This is a genomic window from Azospirillum sp. UENF 211521 (genome assembly GCF_058780535.1).
Genome location: NZ_JBSNCF010000002.1, coordinates 1,377,040 through 1,397,690, shown reverse-complemented (window position 1 = coordinate 1,397,690; position 20,651 = coordinate 1,377,040). Strand labels below are relative to the sequence as shown.

Below are 20,651 nucleotides of genomic sequence, written 5' to 3'. Positions count from 1 at the left end.
AGAACATCACACTTTCCTTGGGTGATGGGACCGTCGGGTGTGGTGGCCCATTTGAGGTGCGGCGCAGGCGCGCGGTGCCGGGCGACCCGTCACCCCGCGCGCCGTTGGGCGCGGCGTTGGATCAGATCGCTCATGAAGACAGCGACGAAGGTGACGACAATCAGCAGCGTGGCGACGGCGGCCACGACCGGCGTCAGGTCGTGACGCATGTCCGCCCAGATGCGCATGGGCAGGGTTTCGTTCTGCCCCATGACGAACAGGGCGATGACCAGCTCGTCGAAGGAGATGAAGAAGGCGAACACGGCGGCCGAGATCACCGCCGGACGGATCGTCGGCAAGGTGACGTGCCAGAAGGCCTCATGCGGCTTCGCCCCCAGCACGCGGGCCGCGCGGGCCAGCGTATCGCCGGTCTGGCGCAGCGCCCCGGACACCGTGGTGGTGACGAAGGGCAGAGCCAGAACGGCATGGACCAGAACCACCCCCCACAGCGAGCCGTAAAGGCCGAAGCGGCTGAAGACCAGCAGGGTGCCCAGCGCCAGGATGATGACCGGCACCACCTGCGGACCCAGGAAGACCGGTCCAGCCACCCGCGCGGCCTTGCTGCCCTCCCGGCTCAGCACCAGGGCGGCGGCGGTGCCGATGGCGGTGGCCAGCACGGCGCTCGCCGCGGCGATCAGCAGGCTGCGCAGGGTGGCGTCGATCCAGCCGGCGGACGCGAAGAACTCCTGATACCATCGGAACGTGAAGCCTTGCGGCGGGAATTTCAGATAGCGCGTTTCGCTGATCGACATCGGGATGACCAGCAGCAACGGCAGCAACAGGTAAAGCAGGACGCCGACGAAATAGACCGGAAGCAGGTAGCACCCGGACTTTTCCCAAAGTGATCGTTTCATCGCGAGCCTCCATGGCCGCTCAGCCCCGTCGCTCGCCGGAAGAGCAGGGCGATGGCACCCACCACGGTGAAGCCCGCGATCACCAGCACCATGCCCAGCGCCGAACCCAACCCCCAATCGAGGGTCAGCGTGATCTGCGTCGCGATCAGGTTCGCGATCATCGTCTCCTTCGGACCGCCGACCAACGCCGGGGTGATGAAGAAGCCGAGAGCCAGCACGAAGGTGAGCATCCAGGCGTTGACCGCGCCCCCCGCGCTCAGCGGAAGGAAGATGTGGACGAAGCCGCGCCACGGCGATGCACCCAAAATCCGGGACGCCATCAACAGAGAGCGGTTGATGGTGGTCATGGTCGAGAACATGACCAGAATGGCGACCGGCAGCAGGACCTGAACCATCGCGATGTAGACGGCTCCGCGCGTGTACAGCATCTGGAGCGGCCCGTCGACGGCGCCAATCCCGATCAGCATGGAGTTCACCAGCCCTTCCCGGCCGAGAACGACGATCCAGCCGAAGGTGCGCACCAGCACGCTGACCCACAGCGGGGTCAGGATGAGCAGGAGAAGCAGGGTCCGGTTGCGCGGCGGACGGGATGCGAGGAAATAGGCGGCCGGATAACCGACTAGGATGCAGGCGCAGGCCACGCCGAAGGAAAGCTGCAAGGTTCCGAACAGGATCGTCCGGTATGGGCCCGCGCCGAGTGCCGCCTCGTAATTCTCCGCCGACAGCCCGGCTTCACCCTGCACGCTCCACAACGCGACCTCGCCCACCGGGAGGATGAACACGAAGAGGAACAGCACGGCCGCCGGGGCAAGCAGCCACAGGGAGGAGAGAGGCGCGCGCCTGCCGCGCGCCGCCCCTTTCCCATCGTGCGGCATGGCAACGCCGTCGCTCATTGCAGGCGCCAAGCTTCCCACCGCTTCTGGATGCGCGGGAGGTTTTCAGCCCAATATTCGGAATCCAGCGCGAACTGAACGTCGAGGTTCGCCGGGCTGGTCGGAAGTTCCTTGGCCTCGTCGGCCGAGAGGATCTTGTAGATGTCAGGGTTGAAGGAGGAGTAGGGCATGGCGCGGGCGATCTCGGCCAAGCGCGTCGGTGTGTTCCAGCAGTAGTTCATGAATTTCTGGGCATCGGCCACGTTGCGGGCGCCCTTCACGATGGAATAGTAGCTGACGTCCAGCGATCCGCCGTTCCAGATGATCCTGACCGGCAGCTTGTCCTTTTGAAGCTGCTGGATGCGGCCGTTGAAGGCTGTCGCGTAGAAGACCTCGCCGCTGGCGAGCAACTGGACCGGCTGCTGGCCGCTGGTCCACCAGACGGTGATCGCCGGCTTGATCTCGTCCAGTTTCCTGAACGCGCGGTCGACGCCTTCCGGTGACCGCAGCACGTTGTAGACTTCGGACGGCTTTACGCCGTCGGCGATCAGGGCGAATTCGAGATTTTCCGCCGGGGAGTTGCGCAGCGTGCGCGGGCCGGGGAAGGTCTTGACGTCCCAGAAGTCCTTCCAGCCGCCGAAGCTCTTGCCTTCCGGCAGCTTATCGGTGCGCACGCCGATCGTGGTGGAATAGGCGATTGCGCCGATGGCGTACTGTTTGCGGGCAACCGGCGGGAGCTTGTTTTCCGGGTCGACCACCGACCAGTCGATCGGCTCCAGCCAGCCATTCTTGGACGAGACCGGCAAGCCCGAACGTTCGGTGGGCGCAATGTCCCACAGGATGTTCTTGGTGGTCTGCTGGACGCGGATCTGGGCAAGGGAGTCTTCGGTCGCCGCCTGGGTGACGGTGATGCCGGTCTCCTTGGTGAACGGCTCGATGCAGATGCGGTTCAGGGTTTCCGCCCACGCACCGCCGTAATTGGCGATCGTGATCGACTTGTTGCCGGACTGGGCCAGGGCGGCGTCGCCGGCACCGCCGACAATCGCCGCTCCAACGGAGAGGCTCCACAGCAGCTTCTTCATAACGGCACTCCCAATCAGTTCTTTAGCGACCGGTCTTGGCGAGATCCGGAACGAGGACGACGTCAGAGGGTCGCAGGACGAGACTGATCGTCTCGCCGCGTTCCGGGATCCGATCCCTGTCGCGTCTCTGTTCCCGGAAGTGGATGAGCGCACCATGGGCGGTGCGGGCGCTGTACTCGATCACGTCGCCGAGGAATACCGCTTCTTGAACGGTCACGCCCACGGCAATGTCCGCCCCTTCGGCCGGGCGGCGCTGAAGCTTTTCGGGACGAACGCTGGCGTACCAGGCCCCCTGACGGGCCTGGGAGTCCGCATCCCGGTAAACGGCGCCCAGTTCGGAAATGGACACCGATCCGGCCGTCGACAGATCGGCGGCCAGCAGGTTGGTCTGGCCGATGAAATCGGCGACGAAGCGGCTTTTCGGCGCGTCGTACATTTCGGACGGGGTGCCGACCTGCTCGATCCGGCCGTCGCGCAGCACGACGATGCGCGACGACATGGCGAGCGCCTCGCGCTGATCGTGAGTTACATAGACCACGGTGCAGCCGAGCTGATGCTGGATTTCCTTGATCTCGAACTGCAGCGCTTCGCGCAGCTTGAGATCGAGCGCCCCGAGCGGCTCGTCCATCAACAGGACGGGCGGCTCGAACACGATGGCGCGGGCGAAAGCCACTCGCTGCTGCTGTCCACCGGAGAGATCGCGGGGCATCCGCTTGGCGAGCGCGCCGAGCCGGACGATCTCCAGGACCCGCTCCACCCGTTCGTTGATCTCACTACGCGGGGCGCGGCGCATCCGCAGCGGGAAGGCGATGTTGTCGAACACCGTCATGTGCGGGAACAGGGAATAGTTCTGGAACACCATCCCCAGATTCCGGCGCTCCGGCGGCTCGTCGATCACCGACTTGCCGTCGATGAGGATGTCGCCCGAGTCCGCCCCGGAGAAACCCGCAAGTGCATTCAGAGCCGTCGTTTTTCCCGATCCGCTCGACCCGAGGATCGTCAGGAACTCGCCGGGATGAATGGTCAGAGAAAAATCGTGCAGTGCTGTTATCGATCCATAGGCCTTGCGGACGGATTGGAACTCGATCGTCGCACCGGTCGCCTTCGCTTTCGAAAAAGCTTCCCTGTTCAAGGTGCCGCTGGAGGGTTTATTGACATCCACCATCATAGGTATCATCGGCCTGTCCAGTGATGACGCATTGTCTAAATATGACGCTATGTGTAAAAATGGCCTTCGTCAAGCTGTGAACGTCAGTTCGCAGAACATTTTTGTCGGGGCCATGGTGGTTGGGGAGCGAGGGCATAAAAATGCAGCAGGATGAGAAAATTCAGGGCAGCGGGCCTGAGCGGGATGAAACCGTTCCCCCTCTCTTCTTTGAAGAGGTGCTGGCGATCAAGAGCCGGGAGCGGACGCGCCCAAAGCGGGAGCGGACGCGCTACATGCTGCTCTCCCTAGTCGCCCGCCACCTGCGCACCACACGGGGAAAGCTGATGACGGTGGAGGCCCTGCTGGACGAAGCTGGGCTGTCACGCGGAACCTTCTACAATCACTTCAAAGACATGGACGAATGCGCCGTCGTCCTCGTCAACCTGTTCTTCGAATATGTCACCCACCGCCGCACCGTATCGAAGGGGCCACGAAGCAGCTACGAGGCGATCTTGACCGCCAACACCGACTATTGCCGCGCCTATGAGGCGAACGCAGGCTTCTACAGCCTGTTCTCGGAACTGGCCACGCGGAATCCCGAGGTGTTGCGCATGCGCGAGCGGATGAATTCCGAATGGGTCGACCGCATCATCGTCGCTGTCGCCCGCCGTCGCGGACAGCCCTTCGGCGTGGAGGAACGCGGCAGGTTCGAGGGCGTCCTGCGCCTGCTGATCGCGATGACGATCGAAAGCTTGCGCGAACGGTTCGTCCATGGCGACGCGTTGCTGTGCCGGTCCTTCCCCACCGCCGACAGCCTCGCAAAAGCGCTGTCCGATCAATGGTATCTTGCGATGGTGCAGTTCGAAGGCCCAATCCAGCCGGCTGTAAGCGCTAACCGCCATGCCGCATCAGGGTGACAAGGTTCGGACAGATTCACCCTGGCTCGGTGGACACCTCAGCTAAGCTCCGAGTGGAACGGGAAGGTGTCTGATGACGAAGACGAGGCGATTGAACCACGCACACGCTGCTCTGTTCCGACGAGACGTCGATTCCGGCACAGTGATCCATGGCTGTCCCTCTTGATGCTTGGAGCCGATCCGCTCGGCCCTGGTTTCCACACCATCACTGTGGGGATAGCCGCCCGCCCAAGCCAGAGCTTGGTGCAAGGCCCATTGCGGCATATAAGTGCGGCACCATGAACAGGTGAAAATGCCGCGGCGGGACAATTGTACACGGGTCCATTCTCCTGAGGACGGGCATTAACCTACGCATCCGGCTTGGCGGTCAGCAGATACCCAAGCCCATGGACCGTGACGATCTCCACCTCGCTTCCGGCAAGTCGACGGCGAAGGCGTGATACCAACACGTCGGCGGTGCGGTCTCCATACACCCACTCCCGCCCGCAAATCGCTTTGCTGATCTCCAGCCGATCCGACGGCCGGTCGAGCGTGTGGATCAGATGGACGAGCAGCCGGCTTTCGGCCGGGGACAGGACTTCGGTCCGCCCGCCGACCGACAGCCGGCGGGTCTGGGTGTTGAGTTGAACGGCCTTGCCGACGGTCACGACCCTGTCCTCATGCGCTTCGCGCGGCGCGTCGATGTGCTTGGCGATGCGCGCCCGGAGCAAGGCCGGCTCGACCGGCTTGCAGATGTAGTCGAGGGCGCCCAGCCCCAGGCCGAGCAACTGGTCGTGCGAGGCCGACAGGCTGGACAGCACGATGAAGGGCGCCCTGGCTTCGGCCTGGATGGTCTGGGCGAGCAGCAGGCCGTCGGTGTCCGGTAGCCGGCGGTCCAGGATTACCAGATCGAAGCGCTGCCGTTTCAGCGCGGCCCGCGCCTGCTCGCCGTCGGCGGCGCAATGGAAGCGATGCCCCATCTGCGTGACCACATCCTCGACCATCAGTTGGATCAGGACGTCGTCGTCGACGAGAAGAATGTCGGCGGTCTCGGTCACGCTGAGAAGTCCTCTGCGAAGCGGTTCCGCCAATCCGGTGGCAGAGAACATGCGAGCAGGGAACCATGCTCTTTGGCCCGCGTCGCCGCGCCGACGGTGCCATCCTCATGCGCCGCTTCGATCCGGCGCAGCCGGTCGGCGATTTCGTCCAGACCAAAGGTCGCGGCTCCGCTCGCCAGCTTGTGGGCGAGAGCGGCAAGGGCGGCATCCCGCTCCGCCGGGTCGGCGACCTCCAGCATCGTACGGAACTCAGTCCAGCCACGGGTGAACGCTTCCGCCATCCGCCGCCGGGCGGTCGGCGACAGGCCGTCGAGCAGTCCGCCCGCCCCCACCGCCGGTCGCGCCGCCTTGCCGCGGATGGCCTTGCCCAGCGCGGTCGCGTCCAGCGGCTTCTCCAGAATGGCCTGGAACAGTCCGGCGTCGGCGGGCGAGGCGCGAACCCAATCGGCGTTGGCGCTCAACAGGATGATCGAGGCATCCGCCGAAGCCGGATTGCGACGGATATCACGGGCGAAGTCCGGTCCGGTGCCGTCCGGCAACCGGTAATCAAGGAGGAAGACGCCATAGGCGTCCGGGGCCGCAAGCAACAGGGCGTGCGCCTGCTCCAGGGTCTGGGCGTGGTCCACCGACAGACCCATGCGATCCAGCATGGCGGCGGTGACCTGGGCATTGATCGGGTCGTCGTCGACCATGAGGCAGTTCTGGTGGAGACGGTCGTCCGGCATGCTCTGCCGGGCCGGCGGTTCTGCCGGGGAAGCCACGACCAGTGGCAGGCGCACCTCGACAACGGCCCCTTCCCGAGGATCGAGAACGGCGATGCCGCCTCCCAGCGCCAGCGTCATGCGCTGTGCGATGGCCAGGCCGAGGCCGGACCCGTTGCGCCCCGTCGTCCGGGGCCGCAGCCCGACGGGGGCTTGCGCCAGCATGTCGCGGATCTCCTCGGGCATGCCCGGCCCATGGTCGGCGACCCGAAAGACCAGCATGCCGTCTTCCACCCGCAGGCCGACCAGCACCCCACGGCCGTCGTCGTGGCGCAGGGCGTTCTGGATCAGGTTGCCCAGAATCTGTTGGATCATCGACCAATCCAGCCGGACATGCTCCGGCAGGCCCGGCGCCATCTCCAGGCGCAGGGGCACGCCCAGCTGACGGGCGGGAATGTCCTTGATCCGCACCAGATCGCTCAAAGCCTCGCGCAGGCACACCGCGACCGGACGCGGCTGCGGCGCCTGATGCTCGAAGCGCGAGAAGCTGAGCACATTCTCCAGGGTCGTGTTCAGCGACCGGGCCGCGATGTCCAGAAGCTCGACCAGTTCCTCCTGCTTTTCCGGGCTGGCCCCCTTCATCAGGCTTGCGGCCCCCAGGACGCTGTGGAGCGGCGCGCGGATTTCATGGGACATCGCCGCCAGGAACAGCGACATGGTGCGTTCCGCCTCGCGCGCCCTGCGGATCGCCTGATGATGCTCGGTCACGTCGTGCAGCAGCATGATCTGCCAGGGCCGCAGCTTGTGGACCGTATCCTCGACCGACCGCAGGCGGATGTCGAAACAGCGGCTGCCCTGGCGGGTCTGCATCCAGATCGAATTCCACTCCGTGCCCGGCGTGGCGACGATCTGGTCCACCACCGCCTGGAGTTCGCTGCGGTGCGGTTGCAGGGCCAGACGGTAGGTCAACGCACCGGCTTCCGACATGTCGAGGAAGAATTGCAGGGCCGCCCGGTTGGCGGTCAGCAGGCGGCCGTCCTCGTCCAGGATGAACACCGGATTGCGCAGGCTTTCCAGCGCCGCGAAATACTGGTCGCGCTCGCGCGTCAGCCGCCGCAGGCTGTCGCTCAAGGCCTCCTCCTGCGGCGCGGCCACCGCCCAGGGAACCAGCATCGCCAGCTCGACCTCGTCGAAGAAATCGTCGAGCCTCGCCCGGAAGGCGTCGCCGCTGCCGAACTCCCGCGCACCGTCCGGCAGGTCGCCCAGCCGGTTGCGATAGGCGCGCCGGTACAGCTTGAGCAAACCGTTGTTCAGCTCCAGCGGGATTCCCGCGTCGTGGTGCGTCTGCGCGATGTGGCGGAGCCTGTCGAAACGCGGGTCGGTGCGATAATTGTTGTGGCCGCTGTGCCCATCCCGGCGCAGCGGGTCGGACAGATAGGCGGCAAGGCCCTCGTTGAGCGCCACGGTGGCTTCGGTCCAGGCCGCCCGCATGGAACTGGTCTGGTCGGCATAGCCCTTCTGCTTGGCCAGCCGGATGCCCTCGTCGACCAGCGCCCCGCATTCGGCCCGAAGGGCGTCGGTCAACCATTCGGCCCGCCGCTTCATCCGCACCCATCCTCCAGCCATTGCACCGTCGAGGTTCCGGCCCCCGGCCCCCGGCCCCCGGACTCCAGACGGCCAGCTTACGGCCGGTGCGGCCGGTGTAAAGGGCGTCGTCGTTTACATCGCGTTTACATCTTGCTCACAGGCGTGACGCCTATGGCGCCGCCACCGTCGCTACGCTGCTTCCATCGGTCGGTACCATTCGAAGGAAGCACACGACATGGCACTTCATCGCAGGACCCTTTACCGTCTCACCGGGGGCGCGGCGCTGCTGGGCGTGCTGGGCTTCGTGGTGCTGACCTCGCCCTGGACATGGTCCGCCACCCATCCCGGCCGGACCCTGCCGGACGCCGAGGGCGCCGACCTCGCCAACGGGCGCAAGGTCTTCGTCGCCTCCGACTGCGCGACCTGCCACAAGACCCCCGGCCAGGAGGACGACACCGTCCTGGGCGGCGGCTGGGCGCTCGACACGCAGTTCGGCGTGTTCCACATGCCCAACATCTCGCCCGATCCGCAGACCGGCATCGGCGGCTGGACGCTGGCCCAGTTCGACCGCGCGCTGCGGGAAGGCGTCGGGCCGGGCGGAGCCTGGCCGGACGGCCGGAACCTCTATCCGGCCTTCCCCTACACCTCCTACCAGCGGCTGAGCGGCACCGACGTCCGCGACCTCTACGCCTACCTGCTCAGCCTGAAGCCGGTCGGCAACAAGGTACCGGACCACGACCTGAAGTTCCCCTATGCCATGCGGCGCGGCGTCGGCGTCTGGAGGCTGGCCTTCCTCGACGGCAAGCGCGGCGAGGAAAGCCCGGTTCCGGCCGGTGTCGACGCGGCCCAGTACCGGCGCGGCGAATATCTGGTGGAGGGGCCGGGCCATTGCGCCGAATGCCATTCGTCGCGCGGCCTGATGGGGAACGTCATCGCAAGCCAGCGCTACGGCGGCGGCAAGTCCCCCGACGGCGTCGATTACTTCCCCAACATCTCCCCCGACGAGACCGGGATCGGCTTCTGGTCGGTCAACGCGATCGCCAACTACCTGCACACCGGCGTCAGCCCCATCGGCCGCACGGCGGCGGGCGACATGGCGGAGGTCGTCAAGAACACCGCGCAGCTTCCGCGCGAGGACCTGCTGGCGATGGCCGTCTACCTGAAGCATCTTCCCGCCGTCCACAAGCCCGCGCCCGGCATGCCGGAACCCAACCGGACCGACACGTTGGTGATGCTCCGCAACGCCGTCGCCGCCGCGCCGACGCTGCCGACCACGCCGGAGCAGGCCATCGCCCAGGGCGGAGACGTCTGGGTGGTGGCGACCAAGCCGGTGTGGCTCGATCAGGCCGGCGTCGGCGGGTCGGCCCCGGAACAGGGCAAGCTGCTGGGCGGCGCGCCGGTGCATGTCGCCGCCCGCAACGCCGCCCGGCTGGAGCTGGTGCTGAAGGGCTGGCAGATGGCGGAGGCGCCGTCGGTCGTCTATCAGTCGAAGGGGCATCGCGTGATGCTCGCCGTGCTCGACCAAGCGGCGGCGGCGGCCGTGAAGCGCGGCAAGCCGGAAACCGACGCCGACACCGGCCAGTCCTGGGTCCCGGTCGAGGTCACCCTGTGGTCCGACGCCGCCAACCTGAACGCGGACCGCAAAGCGCTGTGGGATTACAGCCAGGCGACCTACCAGAAGGCGTGCTCCGCCTGCCATGTGCTGCCGGACAAGCAGCATTTCACCGCCAACCAGTGGGTCGGAACGCTGAAGGCGATGAAGCGCTTCACCTCCTTCAACGACGACCAGTACCGGCTGATCCTCACCTACCTGCAGAACCACTCGAAGGATCTGCGCCCGAACGGCAAGGAGGCGGCGAAATGAGTGGAGCCATGACGCACGCCTTTTCCGGGGAGACGGACCTCGTTGCGGTCACCGACTGGCTGGTGCGGCAGTTCCTGTCGCCCCCCACCATCGAACAGGTCGAGGCGGCGCGCACGATGCCGGGGCAGATCGCCCTGCGCCGGTTCGGCGAGGCGCTCGGCCAGCCCGCCGCGGCGGACGCCCTCTGCCAGCTGCTTGCCGCCGGTTCGGTGGCGGACGTGACCCTGGCGGTGCAGCGGCGGCACACCGCCCTGTTCGAAGGCATCTTCCGCCAGCGGTCCGTTCCGCCCTACGCCAGCCTGTGGGACGGCACCGGGCGGCTCTGCGGCCCGGCGGTCGACCGCATGCGGGCGGCGCTGCGCGATCTCGACATGCGGGTCGGGGCGGACTGCGCCGAACCGCCCGACCATGTGGCGATCCAACTGGCGGCGCTGGCGGAGGCGATGCGGCAGCGGCGGACCGCGACGGTCGCCGACCTGCTGGACCAGATGCGGGTCTGGACCGGCCGCTTCGCCGGGGCGCTCATCAGGGCCGACGGCGTCGGCTATTACGGCAATCTCGCGCGCTTCCTGCTCTCGCTGCTCGACCGGATCGCGGATGGTTCCGCGACGGTGGACGGTGGCCGCGCAGCCGCAGCGATCTGAAAGGTCTGACCATGAACACGACAAAGAGCTTGACGATGACCGGCGGTCCGCGGCTTTCCAAACGGACGTTCCTCAAGGGATCGGCGGCGGCGTTGGGCCTCTCCGGCCTGCCGCTGCTCGCCCGCGGCGCCCTCGCGCAGGCGGCGCCCAGGAAAATCCTGTCCGGCTGCCACTGGGGCGTCTTCTACGGCAAGGTCGCGGACGGCCGCGTGACCGAATTCATCCCGTGGGAAGGCGATCCGGCGCCGTCGCCGCAGCTTCCCGGCGTGATGGACTCGATCTATTCGGAATCGCGCATTCGTTACCCGATGGTGCGCCGCGCCTGGCTGGAACAAGGCCCCGGCGCCGATCCGGACGGGCGCGGCAGCGGCGATTTCGTCCGCGTGAGCTGGGACAAGGCCATCGAACTCGTCGCCGGCGAGATCACGCGCGTCCGCGCCCAACACGGCCAGCAGGCGGTCTTCGCCGGCTCCTATGGCTGGAAGAGCCCCGGCAAGCTGCACAATTGCCAGACGCTGCTGCGCCGCATGCTGAACCTGACCGGCAGCTACACCAACAGCTCCGGCGACTATTCCACCGGCGCCGCGCAGGTGATCCTGCCCTACGTGTCCGGCTCGATCGAGGTGTATGAGCAATGCACCACCTGGAAGAACCTCGCCGAGCATTGCGAGCTGATGGTGTTCTGGGGCTGCAACCCGCTCAACAGCTCGCAGATCTCCTGGCAGGTCGCCGACCATGGCGCCTGGCCCGGCATCGCGCTGATGAAGGCGGCCAAGACGAAGGTTCTCTGCATCGACCCGATCCGCACCGAAACCTGCCAGGAGCTGAACGGCGAATGGCTGGCGCCGCGTCCGCAGACCGACGTGGCGATGATGCTGGGCATCGCCCATACCCTCTACACCGAGAAGCTGCACAACCAGGACTTCCTCGACCGCTACACCAACGGCTTCGACAAGTTCCTGCCCTACCTGCTGGGCAAAACCGACGGAACGCCGAAGAGCGCCGACTGGGCCGCCGGCATCTGCGGCCTGCCCGCCGAGACGCTGCGCGATCTGGCCCGCCGCTTCGCCGCCAAGCGGACCATGCTGGCGCTCGGCTATTCGACGCAACGCCAGCACCATGGCGAACAGATCCATTGGATGCTGATCACGCTCGCCGCCATGCTCGGGCAGATCGGCCTGCCGGGGGGCGGCTACGGCCTCAGCTATCACTATGCCTCCGGCGGAGCGCCGACCCATACCACGCCGATCCTCAAGGCGATCGACGACGCGTCCGGTCAGGCGAGCGACGGGGCGGCCTGGCTGTCGCAGAGCGGAGCGGTGTCGATCCCGGTCTCGCGTCTGGTCGAGACCCTGCTGAATCCCGGCAAGACGATGCAGTTCAACGGGCATGAGATCACCCTTCCGCTGATCAAGCTCGCCTACTGGGCCGGCGGCAACCCGTTCTCCCACCAGCAGGACCGCAACGAGATGCTGCGCGCGTGGCGGCAGCTCGACACCTTCATCGTGCAGGATGTGCAATGGACCGCGTCGGCCCGCCACGCCGACATCGTGCTGCCGGCGACCACGTCCTACGAACGCAACGACATCGAGCAGGTCGGGGATTACGCCCTGAGCCACATCGTCCCGATGAAGAGGATCGTCGATCCGGTCTTCGAGGCGCGCAGCGACTTCGACATCTTCGCCGCCATCGCCGACAAGTTGGGCAAGGGCTACGCCTTCACCCAGGGACTCAGCGAGATGGATTGGATCCGCGGCATCTACGAATCCGCCAAGATCGAATCGCGCGCCAAGGGCATGGAGATGCCGGTCTTCGACGTCTTCTGGGACAGCAACAAGCCGCTGGAATTTCCGCTCGGCAAGGAGCAGGCCGATTTCGTGCGCCATGCCGACTTCCGCGCCGATCCGCTGCTGAACGCGCTGGGGACGGCGTCGGGCAAGTTCGAGCTGTATTCGACGGCCATCGAGAAGTACGGCTACGACGATTGCCCGCCGCACGCCACCTGGATGGAACCGGTCGAGCGGCTGGACGGACCGACGACCCGTTATCCCCTGCATGTGGCCGCCAACCACCCGCAGATGCGCCTGCACTCCCAGCTCTGCGGGACCGTCAACCGGCAGAGCTACGCCATCGCCGGCCGGGAGCCCTGCTGGATGCATCCGGAGGACGCGCGGGCGCGCGGGTTGTCGGACGGCGATGTGGTCCGTGTCTTCAACGACCGTGGCCAGATCCTTGCCGGTTTGAAGATCACCGACGACATCTGCCGCGGTGTGATCCGCATCAACGAAGGCGGCTGGTTCGACCCGGCGAACGCCCGGGAAATCGGCAGCCTGTGCCGGTACGGGGACGTCAACAACCTGACGACCGGGCTGTCGACCTCGAAGCTGGCGCAGGCCAACTGCGGGCACACCGGGGTCGCCGAGGTGGAGCGTTTCAAGGGAAGCCTGCCACCCGTTGTGGTCTTCAGCCAACCTGCATGAGAACCGGGGCGGGAGCCGATGTGCGCCACGTAAAACTGGCGCTTTATTTTTATAGACGATCGGTCTATAATCAGCGTCATGAGCACGACCGACCCATCCTTGAAGCCTCGCCGGCGGGGGCGCCCGCCGAAGCAGGACGGCGCCTATCTGGACACCAGGGAGAGGCTGGTCAGGACCGGCGTCGCCATCCTCACGGAAAAGGGATTTTCCGCCGTCGGCATCGAGGAAATCCTGGCGTCGGCGGACGTGCCGAAAGGATCCTTCTATTATTACTTCGGCAGCAAGGAAGAGTTCGGCGGTACGCTGATCGCTGCCTATGCGGAATACTTCGCGCGAAAGCTGGACCGCTGGTTCCTGGACGAGTCCCGCCCTCCGCTGCAGCGTCTGCGCGATTTCGTCGAGGATGCCAAGACGGGCATGGCGCGGTTCGACTTCCGCCGTGGATGTCTGGTCGGCAATCTCGGCCAGGAAATGGGCACGCTTCCCGAGCCGTTCCGTGAAAAGCTGCATCTCGTCTTTCTGGATTGGCAGGCCCGCACATCCCGCTGTCTGCGGGCAGCGCAAGCCGCCGGACAGATCGGCGTCGATCTGGATTGCGATCACTTGGCCGAGTTCTTCTGGATTGGCTGGGAGGGTGCCGTGCTGCGGGCAAAGCTGGAACGAAGCCCCGCCCCTCTCGACGCCTTTTCCCGCGGCTTCTTCGCGGCCTTGCATCGTCAGGCATGACCAGGCGTCTTTGACGTCACCCGCACCCAACCCCTAGGAGGGTTCAATGTTTCAAGCCATCTTGATCGAGAAGGACGGCACGGACGTCCGCGCCGGCCTGTCCACCATCGATGACGACCGCCTGCCGGCGGGCGACGTGACCGTCCGCGTCGCCCATTCGACGCTGAACTACAAGGACGCTCTGGCGATCACCGGAAAGGCGCCGGTGGTCCGCAGCTATCCCATGGTCCCTGGCATCGACTTTGCCGGTGTCGTGGAGCATTCTGCTCATCCCGACTACAAGGCCGGTGACAAGGTCGTCCTCAACGGCTGGGGCGTTGGCGAACAGCATTGGGGCGGCCTTGCGGAAAAGGCGCGTGTCAACGGCGACTGGCTGGTCCCGCTGCAAAGCCCGTTCACGCTCCGTCAGGCGATGGCGATCGGGACCGCAGGCTACACGGCCATGCTCTGCGTCATGGCGCTCGAACGGCATGACGTCACGCCGGACAAGGGGGAGGTTCTGGTCACCGGCGCCGCCGGCGGGGTCGGCAGCGTCGCCGTCGCCCTGCTGTCGAAGCTCGGCTACGAGGTGGTGGCCGTCACCGGCCGCCCGGAAGAGGCCGGTTACCTGAAGGTGCTGGGCGCCACGGAGGTGCTTGACCGCAAGCAGTTCCAGGACCCCGGCAAGCCGCTTGCCAAGGAACGTTGGGCCGGTGCAGTGGATGTCGTCGGCGGCCAAGTCCTGGCGAATGTCTGCGCAGCGATGAAGTATCGCGGCACGGTGGCCGCTTGCGGTCTTGCCGGCGGCATGTCGCTGCCCACGACCGTGGCGCCCTTCATCCTGCGTGGCGTGACCCTGGCCGGGGTTGACAGCGTCATGTGCCCCAGGGACCTGCGGATCGAGGCTTGGCACCGCCTGGCCGATGACCTCGATCCGGCCAAGCTGGACGGCCTGACGAGGGAGATCGCCTTGTCCGATGTGATGGCCACCGCCGCCAGCCTGCTCGACGGGCAGGTCCGTGGCCGCGTCACCGTGGCGGTTTCTCCCACACTCGCGTGACTGCCGCGTCACTGCGCTGAACGGTTATTCCGTTCCGCCATGGCGGGAGGTGGTGCGGGCTGGCACCGGGCACCTCCCCCCGAAATTGAAGAATATCCATTTGGGGCAAGATCACTCCGGCGATGACCTGACTGCTGTGAATCGGCTCGGAAGCGGGATCCTTATCAGAATCAATCTAGCCCTTTGTAAATAAATGAAATTTCCTCACCAAGGTGGGGTCCCGATCGGCGCTGATCGGGACCCCACCTCAGCAGAGCTTTTCTCAATCACTTCAAGTGATTGCGATGCGTCAGCTTGGGGTCCTGGTTGGCTGCTGGTTCACAACGTGCGCGACTTTGAGCCGATGGGTGTCAAGTTGCTCAGTCCGTGGAGTTTTGGGAAGCAGAGACGCTTGTCCGCCACAGGGAGGGGAGCCAAGGATAAGTAGCTGGATAAGTGAACGGCGCCGACAGGCGTAGGGCCAAGCTCAAGCTGAGTTAAGAGCAAACATTTTTGTCGATGTGTAGACTTTCTTATCAATGTGCAAACATTTTTGTCCAACTACAAGATGCTGTAGGCTGACAAAAATGTTTGCTCCTAATTGCGCGCTAAATCATTGAACTTTCTAGAGCGCTCTATGCCTAGCGTGAAGAAAGTTTGCTCTTCAAGCTCCTGTGTGAACGGCATGCGCCATAGATATCCGACAAAAATGTTTGCTCTTAGACTTCCCGCCTTTGGTAGACGGCCCTACGTCGCCGGTGTGGATGATCGTTACTGGCCGGCTGCGGCGATGCGAACGTGGCACTGGGCGTCCAGTCACCGATTTCCACCGAGGCGTCCCATTCATCGAGGGCGGCTTGGAGATTCATCCAGAAGCGTGGTGTGGTACCAAGCACCAGCGCCAGTCGAGCCGCCGTGGTCGGCTCGACCCTCTTAGTCCTACAGTTGAGGTTGCCTGGGCATGAGCTGGCGGCCCCAGTGATACGCACGGGCGACGGCTTGATGGGTTCGCCGCCACACCGACCAACCGAGGATCAAGGTGAGCCCGGGTGGACATTGCCTCTGAAGGGCGGCGATGAGGTGGCGGATCTCCGGCATGCTGTAGGCAATCGGCTCGAATGGCGTACGGCTGCCGCCCCCCTTTCCACATTGAGCCGCCGGCGCATGGCGGCGAGAAAGGCGAGCGCCAGCATCGCGAGGGTGATGTGCCGGTACCAGCCGTGCCAGCTGCGGACCTCGTAATCGGCCAATCCGCAATCCTGCTTGGCGATCTCGAAGCATTCCTCGATCGCCCACCGCCACCCGGCCACCCGTACCAACTCCGCCAAGGTGGTTTCCATCGGCCCGAAGGTGACGTAGTAGGCCTTGTCGGCGTGGTCCTTGCGGTTGCGGCGGATCAGCAGCCAGTGATCCCAGGGCGGTTCCTGAAGCCGGAACAGGCGCAACCGGGCCCAGTCGTAATAGCGCTGCCCCTTGGCGCCGACGCCGGCGCTCAGCCGCTTCCAGCCATCCTCCGGCACGAGGTCGGCCAAGGCCGAGGCCTTGAGGTGGAGGAACTCGCGCTCAGCGGTCAGGACGTTGAGCACCTCGTTGCCGCGCACCGCCAGCACGTAGGGAACCGCGCGCTGCTCCAGCAGCACGCGCAGGCTCTTGTCCGAGCCGTAGAGCGCGTCCGCCGCCACCCAGCCGCACGGCACGCCGGCATCCAGGGCCTGCGCGATCATCGCCCGCGCCATCGCCGGCTTGGTGGCGAACGCCACGTCGGCCGGGATGCGCCCCTCGCGCCGATGCACGTCATCCAGCCAGTCCTCGGGCAGGTAGAGGCGGCGGTCGATCAGTGCGTGGCCACGCTCGGTAGCGTAGGCCAGGAACACACCGACTTGACAGTTGTCGATGCGCCCGGCGGTGCCGGAGTATTGCCGGGCCACGCCGACGGAGTGCTCGCCCTTCTTGAGAAAGCCGGTTTCATCAACGATGAGCACACCGTCACGGCCGAGTTGCTCGACGACGTAGGCGCGGCATACGTCGCGGACATGGTTTTGGTCCCACAGCACATGGCTGAGCACCCGCTGCGTGCGCCAGGGCCGGGCGTCGCCGATCTGTTCGGCCAACTGCCAGCCGTTCTTGCGCTTGGCGCCTCCGAGCAGCCCTTCCAGGTACTTGCGGGCCTGCCGACGCGGCTCGGCACGCGCGAATTCATTGGAAATGCGGCCGAACAGCTCATCGAGCCGCGCCGGCCACCCCGTCAACACATCCAGGGCTGCGGTCATGGGAGCCTCCAAAAACGGAGACTCCCTTCAACAGCTCATACCCCCCAGCCTCTCAGGCTCAACTGTAGGATTAGAGTGCCTAACAGAACCATCTTTGGACGAAGCGCCAGCAGATGAGGCTGGCGGTGATGTGGTGAAAGGCGGTGAAGATGTCGGCGCGTCGTTCGTAGCGGACGGCGATGCGGCGGAAGCGGGCGAACCAGGCGAGCGTCCGCTCGACCACCCATCGGTGTCGGCCAAGACGCTCGCTGCTCTCGACGCCACGCCGGGCGATCCGCGGAATGATCGCTCGTTGGCGCAGCGCCCGCCGGCAGTGTGCAAAGTCGTAGCCCTTGTCGGCGTGCAACTTGGCCGGGCGGCGCCGTGGCCGGCCCGCACACTGGCGGATCGCCGGCACGGCATCGACCAGCGTCTCCAGCAACTTGCTGTCGTGCCGGTTGGCCGGCGAGATCTTCAGGGCGAGGGGGATGCCATTGGCATCGACGAGGATGTGACGCTTGGAGCCCGGCTTGCCGGGGGTGGACGAGTGGGCGTGGCGCAAGGGCCATCGCTACGGGACCATCCTGGTTGACCTCGAGCGTGGCGACGTGGTGGATCTACTACCGGATCGGGACGCCTCCAGTTTCGCCGCATGGCTGCGCGCGCACCCTGGGGTGGAGGTGATTGTCCGCGATCGGGCCGACGTGTATGCCGACGGTGCCCGCCAAGGTGCGACGAGTGCGGTCCATGTCGCCGACCGCTGGCATCTCCTGCGCAATCTGGGTGACGCCATGTGCTCGGCGGTCGGCGCCCACCACGCTGCTGTCCGACGCGCCGCGACTTCTTGCGCATCGGCAGGCGCACGTCCGGTCGCTCAGGTACCCGCGAAGCCGTCGGCACGGGACGTGAGGAGGGTCGCCACGCACGCTCCCCGTCACGCCCGCTACGCGGAGGTCCGACGGCTGGCCGACACTGGCGCCACGGTCAGCGCGATCGCCCGGAACTGCGCCCTGGATCGCAAGACGGTGCGTGCTTGGCTACGCGATGGCGGCCCCGGCACCTGGGCTCGCCCGTCGGGTGGCGGGGGGATCCTCGCGCCGTACCTCGAGCACCTGGAGCACCGCTGGGCCGAAGGTCAGCGAAACGCCACCGCGTTGTGGCGCGAGATCGGCGGTCAGGGTTTCACCGGCGGCCGATCAACGGTGCGAGCGTGGGCCACAGTTCGACGCCGGACGTCCTGGGATCCGCTGGACGCCGGACCCTCGAAAACGGACACATGGAAGCCTCCGTCCATCCGCGGCGTGGCGCGCCTTCTACAGGCCGACCGGAAGGATGTGGCGGAGACTGACCGGGTATTCGTGGACACGCTGCTGGCCGATATCCCCGCGCTCAGCGACGTGCGTGATCTCGCGCACGGCTTCGCCGCGCTGGTGCGCAAGCAGGGGACGGGCACCCTCGACGATTGGCTGGCGGCCACCGTCGGGACACCGTTGGAGGGCTTCGCGTCCGGGCTCCGGAAGGACTTGGCGGCCGTACGGGCGGCGCTGGAGATGCCCTGGTCGACCGGCCCGGTCGAGGGGCGGATCAACCGACTGAAGACCATCAAGCGCACCATGTACGGCCGAGCCGGCTTCGAACTCCTGCGCAGCCGCACGCTCTCTGCAGCGTGGGCAAAGCCTTCACGAAAAGTGCGGGAGAACCAAACTTCATTCGGCCTTTACAACAACGAAACCTGGCTCGTCGCCCGGCATGGACACCGCACCCCAGCCCAGGTGCGCGCCGACCAGCTCGGGGTTGATGAGACGCTCATGGCCGAGCTACCCTTGGCCGCCTGAATAAGCACAGCCGGGTGTCTCATTTCCGGGCCGCGGTACAGTGAAGGATCGCCTCGTCTTCGTCATCATACCGCCGAGCTTAAGCACTGACACATGGGAGCCACGGATAGCTGGTGAGGGAGCGTAGGCGCTCCGGTGTGGCGGTGAGGGCGTTCCAGGCGTCACAGCAGGCCTGGACGACGGCGTCGTAGTCGTCCAGTAGCCGGTGGGACAGAAAGCGCTCACGCAGGTACAGCCAGACGCGCTCGACCGGGTTCAACTCCGGACTGTAGGGCGGCAGCGGCACCAGCGTGATGGTGTCAGGCACGACCAGCGTCCGCGATCCATGCCAGCCGGCCTGGTCGAGCACGAGCACCGCCTGGACGTCCGGTTCCAGGCTTCGGGAGAAGCCGTCCAGGAACAGGCTCATGGCGGTGGTGGAGACGGTCGGCATGACCAGCGCGAAGTCGGCGCCGCTGGCCGGGCAGACGGCGGCGTAGAGGTAGGCCGAGGTGAAGCGCTTGTCGCACAGCCCGGCCGGACGCTGCCCGCGCTCCCACCAGCGGTGCGTGGTGCGGCCCTTCTGGCCGATGCGCGCTTCGTCCTGGAACCAGAGTTGGAGGCGCCGCTCCGGATGCGCGGCGGCCGCGGCCTTCAGCGCTTCGCGCAGCCCCTTTTTTGGAAGGCGGCCTGGGCCTTGGCGTCGGACTGCGGATGGCGGGGCCGCGTCTTCTGCTTCGACAGGTTCAGCCGACGCACGATGCGCGACAGACTGGCCGGATGCAGCGTCTTGGCGAAGCGGTCGGCGATCACCTCGCACAGGATCGGCAGGGTCCATTCCACGCAGCCATGCCGCTTGGGATCGGGACCGGCCAGGATGATGGCCTTGAGCGTCGCCTGCTCGCCTTCGGTCAGCCATTCCGGACGGCCGGGCAGCGGACGATCATAGAGTCCGGCGACGCCTTCGGCGTTGTAGCGCACCACCGCATCGCGCAGGGCTTGGCGGTCCATGCCGGCCAGCCGCGCCGCTTCCGCCCGGCTCACCCCGTCGAGCGCATGGGCGATGGCGAACATGCGTGCCGCCACCCGCCCTTTGTTCTCCCGCCGCGCCAAAGCACGCAATTCGCTGGCGCTCAGGTCTTCCCGGATCGGCAACGCCGCTGGCATTCGCTCCTCCCCATCGCGATGGGGAATTGAATCACGGGTTGCCGGCCTTGGGAATCCCTCTCAGTGAGTCAGCGGCTCCGCTCGCCGGTATCAGACACCTTCCCGCTCCACTCGGAGCTTAGCTGTGGTGTCCACCGAAGCAGGGCAAGATCACTGCCGGCATGGGCACAATGGACGGGCGATAGCCCTCGGGAGGAAGGTGTGGCTGTTCTGCGGATCCGATCGCGGCGGCCAGCGGGCGGCGATCATGTACGGCCCGATCACCACGGCAAAGCTCAACGACGTCAATCCTCAGGCGTGGCTCGCCGACGTGCTGGCCCGCATCAACGACATGCCCCAAGCCCGCCCGCCCGAACTCCTGCCCTGGGAATGGAAGGCAATCCGCGAGCAGACGAAAGCTGCCTGACGGCAGCACTCAGCGGATGCTTAAACGAGAACTCGACACGAGTGCAG

At 66.1% G+C, this 20,651-nt stretch carries 15 protein-coding genes and 2 pseudogenes; 8 read left to right on the top strand and 9 right to left on the bottom strand.

The genetic code is table 11. The annotated features are described in order from the left end of the window. Window positions 1-89: 89 nt before the first annotated feature. From ACWPN5_RS23110 to ACWPN5_RS23095, 4 genes are read right to left on the bottom strand one after another with little or no spacing between them, the layout of a single operon-like run. Window positions 90-893: an ABC transporter permease gene (locus ACWPN5_RS23110; protein ID WP_492297575.1), complete on the bottom strand. Its 804-nt coding sequence runs from the start codon at window positions 891-893 to the stop codon at window positions 90-92. Next, window positions 890-1,786 (bottom strand): ABC transporter permease, encoded by an 897-nt coding sequence (locus tag ACWPN5_RS23105; protein WP_200476514.1) that lies wholly within the window; start codon window positions 1,784-1,786, stop codon window positions 890-892. Before ACWPN5_RS23105 ends, ACWPN5_RS23110 begins: the two co-directional genes overlap by 4 nt. After that, window positions 1,783-2,847 carry an ABC transporter substrate-binding protein gene (locus ACWPN5_RS23100; protein WP_145689431.1) on the bottom strand — a complete coding sequence of 355 codons (1,065 nt, stop codon included), beginning with the start codon at window positions 2,845-2,847 and terminating at the stop codon, window positions 1,783-1,785. The genes ACWPN5_RS23105 and ACWPN5_RS23100 overlap by 4 nt, the downstream gene beginning before the upstream one ends. Window positions 2,848-2,869: 22 nt before the next feature. Further along, window positions 2,870-4,015 carry an ABC transporter ATP-binding protein gene (locus ACWPN5_RS23095; RefSeq protein WP_492297572.1) on the bottom strand — a complete coding sequence of 382 codons (1,146 nt, stop codon included), beginning with the start codon at window positions 4,013-4,015 and terminating at the stop codon, window positions 2,870-2,872. 140 nt (window positions 4,016-4,155) lie between these two features. Between ACWPN5_RS23095 and ACWPN5_RS23090 the strand changes: the two genes are divergently transcribed. Beyond that, window positions 4,156-4,911 carry a TetR/AcrR family transcriptional regulator gene (locus ACWPN5_RS23090; protein ID WP_145689429.1) on the top strand — a complete coding sequence of 252 codons (756 nt, stop codon included), beginning with the start codon at window positions 4,156-4,158 and terminating at the stop codon, window positions 4,909-4,911. Between the two features lie 347 nt (window positions 4,912-5,258). On the opposite strand, the gene ACWPN5_RS23085 is transcribed toward ACWPN5_RS23090, so the two are convergent. Together ACWPN5_RS23085 and ACWPN5_RS23080 are read right to left on the bottom strand one after the other, a co-directional pair. Continuing rightward, on the bottom strand, window positions 5,259-5,948 hold the full coding sequence (locus ACWPN5_RS23085) for a response regulator transcription factor (RefSeq protein WP_186466184.1): 690 nt from the start codon (window positions 5,946-5,948) through the stop codon (window positions 5,259-5,261). After that, complete coding sequence (locus tag ACWPN5_RS23080; RefSeq protein ID WP_492297570.1) at window positions 5,945-8,254, bottom strand: hybrid sensor histidine kinase/response regulator; 2,310 nt, start codon at window positions 8,252-8,254, stop codon at window positions 5,945-5,947. The genes ACWPN5_RS23085 and ACWPN5_RS23080 overlap by 4 nt, the downstream gene beginning before the upstream one ends. 217 nt (window positions 8,255-8,471) lie before the next feature. On the opposite strand from ACWPN5_RS23080, the gene ACWPN5_RS23075 reads away from it, so the two are divergent. The 5 genes from ACWPN5_RS23075 to acuI all read left to right on the top strand — a co-directional run bounded on the left by ACWPN5_RS23075 (window position 8,472) and on the right by acuI (window position 14,989). Further along, a complete protein-coding gene (locus tag ACWPN5_RS23075) occupies window positions 8,472-10,100 on the top strand; it encodes a c-type cytochrome (protein WP_492297568.1) in 1,629 nt (542 codons plus the stop codon). Then, entirely contained in the window at window positions 10,097-10,744 is a 648-nt protein-coding gene (locus tag ACWPN5_RS23070; protein WP_492297567.1) for a TorD/DmsD family molecular chaperone, read from the top strand. Before ACWPN5_RS23075 ends, ACWPN5_RS23070 begins: the two co-directional genes overlap by 4 nt. Before the next feature lie 11 nt (window positions 10,745-10,755). After that, entirely contained in the window at window positions 10,756-13,224 is a 2,469-nt protein-coding gene (torA, locus tag ACWPN5_RS23065; RefSeq protein ID WP_492297565.1) for a trimethylamine-N-oxide reductase TorA, read from the top strand. A 78-nt stretch (window positions 13,225-13,302) separates the two neighbouring features. Beyond that, window positions 13,303-13,950: an acrylate utilization transcriptional regulator AcuR gene (gene acuR, locus ACWPN5_RS23060; protein WP_492297564.1), complete on the top strand. Its 648-nt coding sequence runs from the start codon at window positions 13,303-13,305 to the stop codon at window positions 13,948-13,950. A 46-nt stretch (window positions 13,951-13,996) separates the two neighbouring features. Then, window positions 13,997-14,989, top strand: coding sequence for an acrylyl-CoA reductase (NADPH) (gene acuI / locus ACWPN5_RS23055; protein WP_145689424.1), 993 nt, complete (start codon window positions 13,997-13,999; stop codon window positions 14,987-14,989). A gap of 1,013 nt (window positions 14,990-16,002) precedes the next feature. On the opposite strand, the gene ACWPN5_RS23050 is transcribed toward acuI, so the two are convergent. Both ACWPN5_RS23050 and ACWPN5_RS23045 read right to left on the bottom strand, forming a co-directional pair. Then, window positions 16,003-17,238 (bottom strand): IS701 family transposase, encoded by a 1,236-nt coding sequence (locus tag ACWPN5_RS23050; protein WP_492293979.1) that lies wholly within the window; start codon window positions 17,236-17,238, stop codon window positions 16,003-16,005. Window positions 17,239-17,317: 79 nt separating this feature from the next. Next, window positions 17,318-17,752, bottom strand: a pseudogene (locus tag ACWPN5_RS23045) (IS5-like element ISAzba7 family transposase); the annotation flags it as partial. Between the two features lie 4 nt (window positions 17,753-17,756). Between ACWPN5_RS23045 and ACWPN5_RS23040 the strand changes: the two are divergent. Next, entirely contained in the window at window positions 17,757-19,052 is a 1,296-nt protein-coding gene (locus tag ACWPN5_RS23040) for an ISL3 family transposase (protein ID WP_492298022.1), read from the top strand. A 79-nt stretch (window positions 19,053-19,131) separates the two neighbouring features. Here the strand turns inward: ACWPN5_RS23040 and ACWPN5_RS23035 are convergent. After that, window positions 19,132-20,198, bottom strand: a protein-coding gene (locus ACWPN5_RS23035) for an IS630 family transposase (RefSeq protein WP_492296215.1) whose coding sequence is annotated in 2 segments (ribosomal slippage) — window positions 19,132-19,710 and window positions 19,713-20,198 — 1,065 coding nt in all. Because the reading frame shifts where the segments join, the coding sequence is not laid out codon by codon here. Between the two features lie 175 nt (window positions 20,199-20,373). Here ACWPN5_RS23035 and ACWPN5_RS23030 point away from each other — a divergent pair. Further along, a pseudogene (locus tag ACWPN5_RS23030) lies at window positions 20,374-20,604 on the top strand (transposase domain-containing protein); the annotation flags it as partial. Between the last annotated feature and the right edge of the window lie 47 nt (window positions 20,605-20,651).

What these genes read in the sequence shown, in the direction of transcription:
- ACWPN5_RS23110 (WP_492297575.1), bottom strand. Translation starts at nt 893, where the DNA reads ATGAAACGATCACTTTGGGAAAAGTCCGGGTGCTACCTGCTTCCGGTC.
- ACWPN5_RS23105 (WP_200476514.1), bottom strand. Translation starts at nt 1,786, where the DNA reads ATGAGCGACGGCGTTGCCATGCCGCACGATGGGAAAGGGGCGGCGCGC.
- ACWPN5_RS23100 (WP_145689431.1), bottom strand. Translation starts at nt 2,847, where the DNA reads ATGAAGAAGCTGCTGTGGAGCCTCTCCGTTGGAGCGGCGATTGTCGGC.
- ACWPN5_RS23095 (WP_492297572.1), bottom strand. Translation starts at nt 4,015, where the DNA reads ATGATGGTGGATGTCAATAAACCCTCCAGCGGCACCTTGAACAGGGAA.
- ACWPN5_RS23090 (WP_145689429.1), top strand. Translation starts at nt 4,156, where the DNA reads ATGCAGCAGGATGAGAAAATTCAGGGCAGCGGGCCTGAGCGGGATGAA.
- ACWPN5_RS23080 (WP_492297570.1), bottom strand. Translation starts at nt 8,254, where the DNA reads ATGAAGCGGCGGGCCGAATGGTTGACCGACGCCCTTCGGGCCGAATGC.
- ACWPN5_RS23075 (WP_492297568.1), top strand. Translation starts at nt 8,472, where the DNA reads ATGGCACTTCATCGCAGGACCCTTTACCGTCTCACCGGGGGCGCGGCG.
- ACWPN5_RS23070 (WP_492297567.1), top strand. Translation starts at nt 10,097, where the DNA reads ATGAGTGGAGCCATGACGCACGCCTTTTCCGGGGAGACGGACCTCGTT.
- torA (WP_492297565.1), top strand. Translation starts at nt 10,756, where the DNA reads ATGAACACGACAAAGAGCTTGACGATGACCGGCGGTCCGCGGCTTTCC.
- acuR (WP_492297564.1), top strand. Translation starts at nt 13,303, where the DNA reads ATGAGCACGACCGACCCATCCTTGAAGCCTCGCCGGCGGGGGCGCCCG.
- acuI (WP_145689424.1), top strand. Translation starts at nt 13,997, where the DNA reads ATGTTTCAAGCCATCTTGATCGAGAAGGACGGCACGGACGTCCGCGCC.
- ACWPN5_RS23050 (WP_492293979.1), bottom strand. Translation starts at nt 17,238, where the DNA reads ATGACCGCAGCCCTGGATGTGTTGACGGGGTGGCCGGCGCGGCTCGAT.